Source organism: Corallococcus sp. AB030 (genome assembly GCF_003668965.1).
Classification (GTDB): Bacteria; Myxococcota; Myxococcia; order Myxococcales; family Myxococcaceae; genus Corallococcus; species Corallococcus exiguus.
Window position 1 is genome coordinate 1 of the sequence record NZ_RAWQ01000064.1, and the last position, 12,224, is coordinate 12,224.

A 12,224-nucleotide genomic window follows, 5' to 3' on the forward strand; every position below is an offset into this window, starting at 1 on the left:
GCATCAACATCAGCCCCGGCCCGCCCTCGCGCAACGTCGCGAACCTCGCGCGAATCTCCTCCACCCGGGGCGTCGCCTGCAGCGGGTCTCCCGAACACACCAGCGCCTGCCTCGGGTCCACGCTCACGGGCTCCAGGCCCCGTGCCTCCAGCAGCGCCGCGAGCAGCAGACACGACGCCCGCTCCCCCAGCCCCGACAGGTGCGCCAGCACCGATGGCGAGCACTCCCGCAGCAACCCCACGCCCTGCAGCAGCCCTCGCAGCTCGACGCCAAGCGCAACCAGCCCCTCCGCCAGGGGCCGCGTCTGCGCGGGCTTCAGGTCCACGCTCAGCACCTTCGCGATGGCGGAGTGCGTGTCGTCGAACCGGGCGCAGGCCTCCTGCACGGACTCGCCCTCCTGCGCCACCTTCGCCGCCTCCACCAAGAGATTCGTGATGCCCGACACCGCGGACGCCACCACCATCACCCGCTCGGCCTTGCGCGCCTCCTCCACCAGCGCCACCACTCCGCGCATCCGTTCCGCATCTCCGACACTGGTGCCACCGAATTTCATCACGCGCATGACACGGACTCCTTCCGGAACGACGGGACTCGGTGGCTGGGGCGGCACATCGGAAGCGGCGTCATGCGGGTCCTCGGGGGTGACGACTGGCAGATGGGGCAACGAAAAAGCCCCGCGCTCGGGAGGAGCGCGGGGCCGGGTTCGGAAGGAGGGACCTTCAGGAGGTCCACTTCGGAAGTCAGGCGGTCCGCGCTCCGCGAGGAGTCAGGCCGGTGCGAGTGCAAGTCTCGGTCATCACGGTCTGGACGCGCGCGCCCACGGAGGACGTCGTCCCCTCGTGCCGCTGGCTGTTCCCGCTGCGTCCAACCATGGAGTCCCCATCCTAGCCGCTTCCGCGCGCCAAGGTCAGGGGGCAGGCGACCAGCCCCCCGCCCCAGGGCTCCCACCGTGGTGCATGCGGCCAGGGCTGCCGACATTGAGCGTGTGTGAGCTGTCCCACCCCCTTCAGGAGCAACCCATGGCCACCCGCAAGAAGAGCGACACCGCCCACAAGCCCGGCTTCGCCAAGGACCGCGTGGAGCGGGGGCTGGAGGCGGACGACACCAAGCCCCTGTACGCGGACGACGCCAAGCACTCCACCGAGGAGCAGAAGTTCGCCTTCGACAGCGACGCCCCCGTCGGCGGGGATCGCAACAACCCCCAGAGCGTCCTCGATGACGTCGACGACGAGGAGCGCGAGGAGCGCGGCCGCCTCAGGGCCGAAGCCCGCCAGGAAGAGAACGAGCCCACCCGGGAATGAAAAACCGGGGCCCCGACACCCACGTCGGGACCCCGGCTTCAACATCTCGAAGTGAAGCGCTGCGCTACTTGGACGCCGGCGTCTCTTCCAGCGTGAGCTTGCCCAGGTTGAGCGGCGTCACCTGCTCCTGGATGACCAGCGGGTCGCCCACGAGCACCACCTGCATGTTGGCCGGGTCCAGGTAGGACTCGGCCACGCGCTGCACCTCCGCGGCGCTGGCCTTCTCCAGTCCCTCCACGGTGCGCTTGAACTCATCCATCGGCCGGCGGTGGAAGTAGAGATTCGCGGCGCTGACACCCAGGCCCTCCACCGTCTCGAAGGCGCCCGGGAACGCGCGGATGAGGCCTTCGCGCGCCGCGGCCAGCTCCTTCTCCGTGATGGGGTTGGACTTGATGCCGGCCAGCTCCTTGATGAACTCGTTGAGGGCCGGACCCGTCACGTCCTTCCGCACGGCCGCGTACGCGGTGAGCGGTCCCACGCCCAGGCGCGTGCCCAGGTGCGCGTTGGCGCCGTAGCTGTAGCCCTTGTCCTCGCGGATGTTCATGTTGAGCCGGCTGCCGAAGAAGCCGCCGAACACCGTGGTGGCCAGCTCCAGCGGGAACTCGTCCGGGTGGCCCGTGGCGAGGCCAGGACGGCCCACCAGCACCACCGTCTGCTCCAGGCCCGGCTTGGGCACCACGCGCACCAGTTGACGCGGCGGCGCGGGCGGCGCGGGCGGCGGCTTGGGAGCCACGGCCCCGCCCTTCCACCCGCCGAAGTACTTCTTCCCCCACTCCACTGCCTGCTGGAGCGTCACGTCGCCGGTCATGATGAGCGCGGCGGCGCGAGGGCCGGTGTTCTTCGTGTAGAAGTTCTTCGCGTCCGCCAGCGTGAGCGACTCCACCGTCTTCGGCGTACCGCCGGACGTGTGGCCATACGGGTGGTCCGCGCCGAACACGGCCTGGTAGTAGGCCTGCTGCGCCAGGAAGTTCGGGTCGCCCATGCGGCGCACCAGCTCGCCCAACTGCTGCTTCTTGCGGCGCTCGAAGGCCTTCGCGTCGAAGGTGGGCCGCAGGACGACGTCCGACAGCAGGCTCATCGCCGCGTCCACGTTGGTCGTGAGCACGCGCGCGCCCACGAAGGCGCCGTCCGGGTCCACCGACAGCGCGGGCGACACGCCCAGGTCCGCGAACGCGTTGTCCAGCGCCACCGTGTCGCGCTTGCCCGCGCCCTCCAGCAGCATGCGGTAGGACAGGTCCGCGATGCCCAGCTTCGCGGCGGGCTCCTGCGACCCGCCCGCGGCGAAGGCGATGCCCACGAACACCAGCGGCAATTCCTTGCGCGTGCTGACGATGACGGTGAGGCCGTTGTCCAGCTTCGCCTGCTCGAACGTGGGCAGCACCAGCTCCGGCGGCTTTCCGGGCTTGGGCTGCTGGTCGCGGAACGCCTCCGCGTCCGGAGCGGGTGTCTGGGATTGCTGCGCCGTGGGAGGCGTCTCGGTGGGAGGCGTCTCCGCGGGCTTCGTGGTGGCGCAGCCGGCGACGGACAGCGTGAGGAGGGCAGTGAGGATTCGGCGGTGCATGACTAGCGGGCCTCCTTGCCCGGGGCGGAAGACGGCGCGGCCTTGTCGGCGGACGGCACCGCGTGGAGCACGACGCGCGCGTCCGGGCGCAGCACGTCGTTGGCGAACTGCTTCACCGCGTCGGGCGTGACGTCCTGGTAGCGCGCCAGGTCCTGCGCGACGTAGCTGGGCTCGCCCACGAACTGGTTGTAGCTCTGGAGCGTGTCGGACTTGCTGCCGGATCCGCCCACCGCCTGCAGACCCGCCAGTTGGCGCGTGTCATAGCGGGTGCGCGCGCGGACAATCTCCTCCTGCGTGACGCCGTCCTTGCGGACCTCGTCCAGCACCGCGTCGATCTCCTTCTTCAGCGTGTCCGTGGTGACGCCGGGCCGGGCCACCGCCTCGATGGAGAAGACGGACTGCGCGCCCTGGCTCTGCTGCACGGCGTCCACGCTCTGCGCCAGCTGCTTGTCCAGCACCAGCCGGCGGTACAGGCGGCTCGCGCGGCCCGTGCCCAGCGCGGTGGCGAGCACGTCCGCCGTCGCGTCCCCGGGCTTCAGGTACGGGGCGGTGAGCCAGGACATGGTGAGCAGGGGCAGCGTGGCCACCTTCTCGTCGTGGCGGATGACCGTCTCACGCGTGACCTTCACCGGCTTCACGTCCGGACGCTGGGGCCTGGGTCCAGAGGTCAGCGTGCCGAAGTACTTCTCCACCAGCGCCTTGGCCTTCGCGGGGTCGAAGTCGCCCACGATGGCGAGCGTCGCGTTGGAGGGCGCGTACCACTTGCGGAAGAACCCCTTCACGTCATCCACCGTGGCCGCGTCCAGGTCCTTCATGGATCCAATCACGTTGCCGGAGTACGGGTGCGGCGCGGGGAACAGCGCCTGCCACGCCTTCTCCTGCGCCTCGCCGTAGGGGGCCGTCTCCACGCTCTGGCGGCGCTCGTTCTTCACGACCTCCTTCTGCGTATCGAGCTTCTTCTGCGTGAGCGCGTCCAGCAGGAAGCCCATGCGGTCGCTCTCCAACCACAGGGCCGTCTCCAGCAGGTTGCTGGGCACGGTCTCGTAGTAGTTGGTGCGGTCGAAGCTGGTGGTGCCGTTGAGGTCCGTGGCGCCCGCCTGCTCCAGCAGGCCGATGTGCACGTCGTCCGGCACGTGCTTGGAGCCCTGGAACATCATGTGCTCGAAGAGGTGCGCGAACCCGGTGCGGCCCGGCTGCTCGTCGTAGGCGCCCACGTGGTACCAGATGTTGACGGCCACCACGGGCAGCTTGCGGTCCACGGAGAAGATGACCTCCATGCCGTTGGGCAGCGTGTACTTCTCATACGGGATGGCCAGGTTTTCGCGGCCGGGCTCCAGCGGCTTCGCCTCGGGGGTCTGAGCGAGCGCCGGAAGCCCCACGAACAGGGCCGCTGCGGCGAGGGCCTTCAATCGGGACAAGGTTCCTCCACGGTTCAGGACGTTCTCTCGCGCGCTTAGCACGCGCCCCGGGGCCTGTAAGCCGGAAGGAGACGGGGTGGGCCCGGGGGTGCCGGGTGTTGCTCGCCGTGCGACACTGCGGCCATGAGCCCGGAGGTGCCCCTCTCCCAGCAGGGCCGCTGCGCGGTCCACCCGGACCTGCCCGCGGGCGGCACCTGTTCCCGCTGCGGGAGCTTCTTCTGCGCGGACTGCGCCACGTCCGTGGCGGGCCTGGGCGCGCGGTTGTATTGCACGGCCTGCGCGGCGCGCCCGGACGTGAACTACCTGGAGGCCCTGCGCCAGCGCTATTGGGGCCGGCGCGATGACTGGGCGTGGGTGGTGGGAGGCGTGACGCTGCTGCTCTGCGTGGCCACCGCCGCCGCGCTGGCGCAGTGGGGGCTGCGCGCGACGAAGTCGTCGTTGTTCACGCTGTTGCTGCTGTTGCCCGTTCCGGTGGGCGTGGCCTTCTTCCTGGGCCAGCGCTGGGCGCGGCACGCCATGCTGGTCACGCCGTTGGTGATGGCCGTGGCGGCGGATGCCATGAACCGGGATGGGCGCTTCTTCTACTTCCTGTGCGCCATCCCCGGGGTGCTCACCGGGCTGCGCATCCACCGGGACGTGCGCAACCAGCTCTTCTTCCGGCTGCCGGTGTCGCCCGGGGCGCTGAAGTTTCTCTGGGACCAGCGCTTCAACAACCCGATGGCGCATCAGGCGCTGCGGTTCGGCTTCGGCTCGGTGCTGATGCCCCTGCTCTCACCCATCGCGGTGATTTGCGGCGCGGTGGCGCTGACACGCGTGGACCCGGCGGCGACCCCGCCCATTGGCCGCCAGGGCCAGGCCATTACGGGCCTGGTCCTGGGGCTGGTCAGTCCGCTGCTGTGGTGGCTCGTCCTGCTGCCGTGGTTGGCGGACCTGATCCACTCCTGACCGCGGCGGTCAGAAGGTGCGGGACTGCAGCGAGATCCGGGTGCGGATGGTGTCGCGCACCCGGTCCCCGGCGCCCTGGCACTCGCCGCGCGCTTCGTCCAGGCGCAGCTCTGAGTCCGTCCGGGGCAGCTCTCCGCTCTGGAAGCACGTCCCCAGCGGCAGCTCCTTGAGCCAGGCATCCTGGTTGAACATCACGCGCAGGGAACCCCCCTCCTCCAGCGTGAGGTCGTAGGCGGTCTCGAAGCCCAGCGCCGTGCCCTCGGGCAAGGTGAGGTTCATGTCCCAGCCCCGCGAGTCCTGGGTCAGGCGGGTGTGGGCATTCAAACCGTTCTTCCCCAGCACGAAGTCCACCCGCCGGTAGATGCCGGGGGGCACCCGCGGTCCTTTCACGTCATTCCAGGGCTCCCCAGTCCCCAGGTCGATGGAGAACGGACCCGCGAGCGTGACCGTGCCCGGGGCATCTCCCGACTGGACGCACCCGGTGCCCTCCGGGAGCTCGTCCTCCACGTCCTCGCAACGCAGTCCTCCCCCCAATTCCAGACGGATGTCCGCAATGTCGGCGGTGGCGAACTCCAGCTGGAAGGCCGATCCGTCACCCGACTTGATGTCGCGGAGCGAGGGCGGGTCCGTCATCGCCCGGACTCCCGAGGCCGGGACCGCCAGGGAGCTCCCCTGGAGGAACGAGTGATTGAGCGCGAAGTACAGCCGGGGATGGCTGTCACCGCAGCCGGACAGCCCCAGGGACATCAAAGACAGACACAGCCAACGTGAGGTCATGGACATGGGTTCACCGGTGGGAAGCGAGGTACATCCGGGTGCTGGCTTCGATGTTCTGTTTCACGCGCTCGGCGGCGCCCGCGCACGCACCCGTCCCGCTCTCCAGGCGCAGCGTGGTGCCGTCCAGGGTCAGGTCTCCCAACGCCAGACAGCTCGCCACGGGGACGCCGTCGAGCCACGTGGTCAGGTCCAGGCTGCCCACCACGACGGGGTTTTCGGCGTCGCTGAGGTCAAAGGGATGCCGCGGCTCGAAGCGCAGGGCCGCGGTGGACGGGAAGGCCACTGTCAGGACATGGCGCTGGTCCTCCCAGGTGAAGCTCGCGGCCATGCTGAAGCTGGGGAGCGAGGGCGCGTTCTGACCCAGGCGGGCCTCGATGCGGGAATAGGTTCCCTGGGGGATACGGAGCGTCCAGTCCGGGATGATCGTGGCGCTCAGCCAATTCACGTCGAGGGGCTCCCGTACGCTCAACGTCCCGGGCTGTCCCTCCGCCGCGTCGGTGCAGGTCATCAACGGGGCCAGCGGGTCCTCGTAGTCCGAGCACTCGCGCCCGGACGGCAATTCCAGACGCACGTCGAACAGCGTGGCGTTGGCGGACTCGACCGTGAACTTGAGACCGTCGTTCGAGGAGAAGGTGGGCGACGCGAGCGGGGCGTCCATCGTCATCCGCCGGGACGGCGAGGCCTCCGCCGTCAGCGGACGCATGTAGGTCGACGGGTTGATGCCGAAGCGCAGCTCGGTGGTGTCCGAGTCGCTGTCACAGGCAGACAGACACAGCACGGCGACAGCAAGGCCGGAGGCACGCAACCAGGGGATGGAGGGCATGTCGGAAGCAACGCGTGAGGGGGAGCGCCTCCGGCCGGGCGTCCCGATGCGCGGACCCCGGAGGGCCCACGAAGCCTCAGCATGCCCGAAGCCCGGGGAAATGGACAGACACCCGCGAGGGTGGCGCATGCCAGCGGACAGACCGGTGCCCACGCTGAAGGAGGAACCCCACAGGAGAGACGCCATGGCAACGCAACGAGTGAGCGACGTAATGACATCCGACGTGGAGGTCGTCCGCCCGTCTGATTCCCTGAGGGTCGCCGCGGAGAAGATGCGCCTGCTGAACGTGGGCCCCATCCCCGTGTGTGATGGCGACCAGCTGGTGGGTATCGTCACGGACCGGGACATCGTCATCCGCGCGGTGGCGCAGGGACTGGACGCCGAGCGCACCCAGGTGGCCCAGGCGATGACCCGGGGCGTGGAGTTCGTCTACGACGATGACGACCTCACCCAGGCGGCCCAGAAGATGAGGGCTTCGCAGATCCGCCGCATCCTGGTGTTGAACCGGGAGAAGCGGTTGGTGGGCATCCTCTCGCTGGGGGATGTCTCGGCGGAGCTCAGCGACCAGGAGAGCGGCAGGACGCTCGAGGAGGTGTCCGCCCCGTCACAGCCGGCCGCACCCTGAGACGGCTACATGCCGCCGAGCTTCGTCTCCAGCTCCGACAGGTCGCGGTGCACGGCCGCGTCCGTCTCCCGCAGGCCTTCGACCTTGCGCACGGCGGAGATGACGGTGGAGTGGTCCTTGTTGAAGCGCGAGGCGATCTCCGGGAAGGAGCTCTTCGTCAGCTTGCGGCTCAGGTACATGGCCACCTGGCGCGCGTGCGCGAGCGCCTTGTGGCGCCGGTCCTCCTTCAGCGCTTCGACCGTCACCTTGTAGAAGCGGGCCACCTCGCGCTGGATGGCGTCCACGTCCACGGCGCGCTGCGCGGGCAGGATGTCGCGCAGCACCTGGGACGCGAACTCCTCCGTCACCGGCTGCTTGGTGAGGCTGTGCATCGCGGACAGCTTCACGAGCGCGCCTTCCAGTTCGCGCACGTTCTTCTGCACGTGCTTGGCGATGAAGTGCGCCACGGGGTCCGGCAGGTCGAGGCCCTCCTGCTCCGCCTTCTTCTGGAGGATGGCGACGCGCGTCTCGTAGGAGGGCTCGCGGATGTCCGCCATCAGGCCCATGGCGAAGCGGCTGCGCAGGCGGTCCTCCATGCCGGGCACTTCCGCGGGCACCATGTCGCTGGTGAGCACGATGGCCTTGTTGAGGCCGAAGAGCGTCTCGAAGGTGTAGAAGAACTCCTTCTGTGTCTCCTCGCGCTTGCCCAGGAACTGGATGTCGTCGATGAGCAGCACGTCGCACTCTTCGCGGAACTTCCGGCGGAAGTCCGTCATGCGGTGCTCGCGCACGCTCTCCACGTACTCGTTCGTGAACTGCTCGCTGGAGAGGTAGACGATGCGCTGGGTGGGGTCCTTCTCCCAGATGTGATTGCCCACCGCCTGGAGCAGGTGGGTCTTGCCCAGGCCGGTGCCGCCGTAGATGTAGAGCGGGTTGTAGTTGTGGCCCGGCCGGTGGGCCACGGCCTGCGCGGCGGCGGCGGGGAGCTGGTTGCTGTCCGCGACGACGTAGGTGTCGAAGGTGAAGCGCGGGTTGAGCCGCGCGGGCCGCAGCGAGTTCACCTTGACGATGGGCGTGGGTGGCAGGTCCGCGGACGGCGGGATGCCGACGACGACCTCATAGGCGACGCGGCCCAGGGACGGCTCCAGCCGGGCCAGGTGCGTCTCCAGCATGGCGCGGTAGTGGTCATCCACCCAGTCGCGGAAGAAGCGGTCCGGCACGCCCAGGACCAGGGCGTTCTCGCGCACCTCCATGGGGCGCATCCGCTCCAGCCAGGTGAGGGCGTAGTGCAGCCCCTCCTGACGGATGGCTTCCAGCGTGCGGGTCCAGATGACGCCGGCACTGGGAAGCGAAGGCGAAGGGGCTTGGGCGAGGGCGTTCACTTGGAGGCTCAGGGACGGCGCGGAACGAGGGAACCCGCGGGCGTTCGGCGGTGCTAACACCCGCTCTCCGGCTGATCAAGGAACCGGCCTGTAGCACGGATCAGCGGGGCGCCCTGGCGGGTGGGGATGATCACTCCCGGTGGATCCGCTTTTTCGCCTCTAGCGCGAGCCGTTCCGGTGGGTTGTGCGAGGTGGTCCGTGGAGCCACCTGAACGGATCCACCGGTGTGTCCGGGACGTCCTGCGCTGGACGGATGGCGGAGGTCCGTCCGTGGCCCTCCCCTGCTCCCGGCAGCATGGGAGGGAACCCTCGAGGCCTGGGAGCGGCGGGATGTGTGAACCGCATCGTGGAGCGGGGCTGACGCGCAGGAGCGCGCTGTTCGCGGGGGCTCTGCTCCTGGGCGCGGGATGTCTTCGACGGGGGACGGTGCCCGTGCGCGAGACGATGTCACAGGACACGGGGAAGGCGGGCCGCCGCTACCTGGTGAAGGGCGGCGTGGTGACGCTCATGGAGCGCAGCAACGTGGACACCGTCATCGTGGCCGGACAAGTCCGCAAGTGGCGCGGGGCGCTGGTGGACGTGGACCTGGAGGGCCTGCGTCAGCGGGTCACCGCGTCCCGGGACTTCCTGTTCGAAACATCCGGGGTGCCGCGCCGGTTGTTCTGAAGGGCCCTTGCGGCCTCCGCACGCGTCGGCTCATTCCCGCCCCAGGCCCCAGTTGCGGTCAGGGTCATTGTGGCGATTGTTGGCGTACAGGCTTTCCTTCTGAATCTTCTGGGCCGTTCCATCAGCAGAAACCCACGAGAAGATGACATCGGAGTCGTGACTCTTCCCAGAGTTACTCCAATAGATGAACACGCTCTTGGTCACGAGCAGGCCCCCAATCCTCATTTGGATGGATCCGCCCTGTAAACCATGGTGGCGGATGAATACGCTGTTGAGCAGGCTGTATGTGAAGTCCTGCTCGGTGATGCGTTCTGGCTGATCGATCAAGAGGGCACGTGCTTGCCGGGCCTCTTCATCCTTGCGCATTGCTTCGAGGATCTCCGGAAGAGAGTTGGCATACGCCCGAAGTTTCACAGGGTCACCCGGGCTCGCCCGCTTCTTGCGCAGCTCGAAGAGTCCCGCCTCATACATTCGGATGAGCAGGATCGCACCTGCAGGGGTCACCCGGTTGCGCTCGCGGCTTTTGAAGCACTCCTCCAGGTCCGAGGGTGTGATGATCAAACCCGGGCTGGGTTCCCGTCGTCGGGGATCCGGTGGTTTGGGGAGAGGAGTTCCATCCTCTCGGACATAGGACTGCGCCCATGGTTCGTTCCGTCTGTAGGCGTTGTAGTGCTCGTTGGAGAAGTCGTTGTCGAAATCGTCAAGGGTCTGCTTTGCCAGGCGCGGCTTTACATCCGGCAGCAGCGCGAGCGCCTCCAATAGGAGCATGAGCCGCTCATCAAGGATTCTGGGTGAAGGCGATGTTGGAGGGGGTGGTGACATTTGGGCGCCCAAAGATCCAGAGGAAGGCATGGCACGAAGTCGATCTCTCGTTCCTACGCCTTGGGTATGCCATGGAGGTCTGACACGCGGATTAGGAGTGCAGAGCGTGGGCTGGCACTTTCGTGTGATCAAGGCACTGACCGTCCGCCTATTTCCGGAAAACGCTCGTAGGCCCACAGAAGTGCTGCCAGGTGCGCGCGGTTTCCCAGGTCGAGCGGAGCATCCGTGAGCCGGACCACCCACCCGCCAGTAGCCGTGCGCCGGGCACGTGACAGCAACTCGGCGTCACGCGAAGGGTCCGGGAACCCGATGGCCATCGCGGCTGAGGCAGACCAGTAGTTCAGCCAACCCAGGTGGCGTGGAATCTCTGGAGCGGAAATCGCTTCTGGGAGCTTGAGGGCGGGCAGGCCGAGAGGTGGCCTTTCAGGTCCATGTCGCTTCGGACCTGTTTGATCCGCGATGACCTGCATCACGGATGACGGCGCCAGGAGCCCCCAATATGCGCGGATACCCTCCGCGACGTGCTCCAGCACATCCGCTGCCGCCGCGATGCCGGCTGTGTCCTGAGGCAGCTTCGCATGGACCTGGAGTTGAGGTTGTCTGCCCGGACTCGAACTGGCGGATCTGCGCAGTCCGGAAATCGTCACGGGGTAGTCCTCGTCTCCGTTGCAGATGAGTGGAAACTCTCCTCGCGCTGCTGAGGCCGCGAGCCACGCGTCTCGCTGAGATAGCGCGACGGGCTTTCCTTCCTTGGATATCTCCCACGCCAGACGCATGCCGGGCATCGCCCGTTCCATGCCTTCAACGACAGCGAGCGTACGGCCGTCGTCCATCGTTAGAGCCGGCGCATGGACATTCAGGATGAGGCGGTCGCGCGTCGTCATCGTCCGCACCCCGTGACGACGATATCCAACTCGTCGGCAATCTCCTTCAGCGCGGCTTTATGCGCCTCGCTGCTCACGCCCACCACGAAGGCGTAGCCACATGCCCCCGCGATGTCTCGCTCCTCCAGCAGCTCGGCCACCTGGTCCCTGACCACCTGCGCTTGAAGGAAGTCGCTGTACGTGTCGAACTGGTCGGTCTTGATTTCCCACAGCACGCGCACACCGAATTGCAACGCATCGAAGTGCTTGCCGTTCACGAGCACGTCATGGCCGGGGTAGCGATTCGGTGGAATCCTGTCGGCACACCGGTTGTGCGCGTCGTCTCCTCCCCGGTGCTTGACCGGAATGGGCTCGCACCTGGGATGGCGCGTCCGGTCCAAGGCGTCGGGAGGTATCGGGGGCTGCCAGTCCTTCCCGACAGGGTCGGGTTCAAGCTTGGGCTTCCGTTTCGCCACGGTCTCCCGGGGAACGGCCTGCGTTCCTCGCATGGCCCCAGCTTCCTCGGGATAGAGCTGGCGGAACTCGTACGCGTCCAGTCCCTCTTTGATGGCGACCCCCACCACGACAACCCCTGTGATGATGACTGCGCCCATGACGATTTCAGGAGCGACAAGGACACAAACTCCAAGGCCCAGGGTTGCAGCTCCAGCGGAGGCGACCGTGCAACGTCCCGTCGGATCGTGAAACCGGATCCGGTGATGGTCCAGCGCTCCGAAGCAGCGCTCCACCACCACGGACCAAGGCGAAGAAGCCTCCTGGACGACGCATCGTCCCTCATCACTCCAGGGCAGTTTTGACGCCCTATGGAGGTTGGCGACTCTCAAGGAAGAGGTCGTGCGGGCCTTCAGGGGCGTTGAGGGAGCGCACGCCGAGGCTAGGAGCAAAAGCAGGATGCAGGCAGGGAGGCGCATGGCCACGCCCGTTCAACCGGCCAACCACTCGTGGGTCAACAGCGAAGGACCTGGATCGGGCCCGCCCTACGCCGGACCCAGGGTCCTTCAGCCAAACCCTCTTCCTTGCCCCCTGCCCCCTTTTCCTACA

The 12,224-nt window shown here is 67.8% G+C and carries 12 protein-coding genes and 1 pseudogene; 4 read left to right on the forward strand and 9 right to left on the reverse strand.

Annotated features, from left to right (window positions below; all coding sequences use genetic code 11):
- Positions 1 to 562, reverse strand: a pseudogene (locus tag D7Y15_RS17230) (bifunctional aspartate kinase/homoserine dehydrogenase I); the annotation flags it as partial.
- A gap of 457 nt (positions 563 to 1,019) precedes the next feature.
- On the opposite strand from D7Y15_RS17230, the gene D7Y15_RS17235 reads away from it, so the two are divergent.
- Positions 1,020 to 1,301 (forward strand): hypothetical protein, encoded by a 282-nt coding sequence (locus tag D7Y15_RS17235; RefSeq protein WP_120576139.1) that lies wholly within the window; start codon positions 1,020 to 1,022, stop codon positions 1,299 to 1,301.
- 64 nt (positions 1,302 to 1,365) lie between these two features.
- On the opposite strand, the gene D7Y15_RS17240 is transcribed toward D7Y15_RS17235, so the two are convergent.
- Both D7Y15_RS17240 and D7Y15_RS17245 read right to left on the reverse strand, forming a co-directional pair.
- On the reverse strand, positions 1,366 to 2,862 hold the full coding sequence (locus D7Y15_RS17240; RefSeq protein ID WP_121753270.1) for a pitrilysin family protein: 1,497 nt from the start codon (positions 2,860 to 2,862) through the stop codon (positions 1,366 to 1,368).
- Between the two features lie 2 nt (positions 2,863 to 2,864).
- Positions 2,865 to 4,271, reverse strand: a complete 1,407-nt coding sequence (locus D7Y15_RS17245; protein ID WP_120576137.1) for a pitrilysin family protein — start codon at positions 4,269 to 4,271, stop codon at positions 2,865 to 2,867.
- Positions 4,272 to 4,403: 132 nt separating this feature from the next.
- On the opposite strand from D7Y15_RS17245, the gene D7Y15_RS17250 reads away from it, so the two are divergent.
- The gene (locus tag D7Y15_RS17250) at positions 4,404 to 5,225 is read left to right on the forward strand and encodes a DUF4190 domain-containing protein (RefSeq protein WP_121753271.1); all 822 of its coding nucleotides are present in this window, start codon (positions 4,404 to 4,406) and stop codon (positions 5,223 to 5,225) included.
- Positions 5,226 to 5,234: 9 nt separating this feature from the next.
- On the opposite strand, the gene D7Y15_RS17255 is transcribed toward D7Y15_RS17250, so the two are convergent.
- Together D7Y15_RS17255 and D7Y15_RS17260 are read right to left on the reverse strand one after the other, a co-directional pair.
- The gene (locus D7Y15_RS17255) at positions 5,235 to 6,002 is read right to left on the reverse strand and encodes a hypothetical protein (protein ID WP_148712795.1); all 768 of its coding nucleotides are present in this window, start codon (positions 6,000 to 6,002) and stop codon (positions 5,235 to 5,237) included.
- A gap of 10 nt (positions 6,003 to 6,012) precedes the next feature.
- Positions 6,013 to 6,825 (reverse strand): hypothetical protein, encoded by an 813-nt coding sequence (locus D7Y15_RS17260; RefSeq protein ID WP_121753273.1) that lies wholly within the window; start codon positions 6,823 to 6,825, stop codon positions 6,013 to 6,015.
- A 184-nt stretch (positions 6,826 to 7,009) separates the two neighbouring features.
- On the opposite strand from D7Y15_RS17260, the gene D7Y15_RS17265 reads away from it, so the two are divergent.
- On the forward strand, positions 7,010 to 7,450 hold the full coding sequence (locus D7Y15_RS17265) for a CBS domain-containing protein (protein ID WP_120576160.1): 441 nt from the start codon (positions 7,010 to 7,012) through the stop codon (positions 7,448 to 7,450).
- A 5-nt stretch (positions 7,451 to 7,455) separates the two neighbouring features.
- On the opposite strand, the gene dnaA is transcribed toward D7Y15_RS17265, so the two are convergent.
- Complete coding sequence (gene dnaA / locus D7Y15_RS17270) at positions 7,456 to 8,811, reverse strand: chromosomal replication initiator protein DnaA (RefSeq protein WP_120576133.1); 1,356 nt, start codon at positions 8,809 to 8,811, stop codon at positions 7,456 to 7,458.
- Between the two features lie 330 nt (positions 8,812 to 9,141).
- Here dnaA and D7Y15_RS17275 point away from each other — a divergent pair, with 330 nt between their 5' ends.
- Positions 9,142 to 9,477 carry a hypothetical protein gene (locus D7Y15_RS17275; RefSeq protein ID WP_126936227.1) on the forward strand — a complete coding sequence of 112 codons (336 nt, stop codon included), beginning with the start codon at positions 9,142 to 9,144 and terminating at the stop codon, positions 9,475 to 9,477.
- Between the two features lie 30 nt (positions 9,478 to 9,507).
- On the opposite strand, the gene D7Y15_RS17280 is transcribed toward D7Y15_RS17275, so the two are convergent.
- The 3 genes from D7Y15_RS17280 to D7Y15_RS17290 all read right to left on the reverse strand — a co-directional run bounded on the left by D7Y15_RS17280 (position 9,508) and on the right by D7Y15_RS17290 (position 11,776).
- Positions 9,508 to 10,245 (reverse strand): hypothetical protein, encoded by a 738-nt coding sequence (locus D7Y15_RS17280; RefSeq protein WP_148712796.1) that lies wholly within the window; start codon positions 10,243 to 10,245, stop codon positions 9,508 to 9,510.
- A 182-nt stretch (positions 10,246 to 10,427) separates the two neighbouring features.
- Positions 10,428 to 11,183 (reverse strand): DUF5953 family protein, encoded by a 756-nt coding sequence (locus D7Y15_RS17285; protein ID WP_121753290.1) that lies wholly within the window; start codon positions 11,181 to 11,183, stop codon positions 10,428 to 10,430.
- Positions 11,180 to 11,776 (reverse strand): DUF6310 domain-containing protein, encoded by a 597-nt coding sequence (locus D7Y15_RS17290; protein WP_306465329.1) that lies wholly within the window; start codon positions 11,774 to 11,776, stop codon positions 11,180 to 11,182. Before D7Y15_RS17290 ends, D7Y15_RS17285 begins: the two co-directional genes overlap by 4 nt.
- Positions 11,777 to 12,224: the final 448 nt, after the last annotated feature.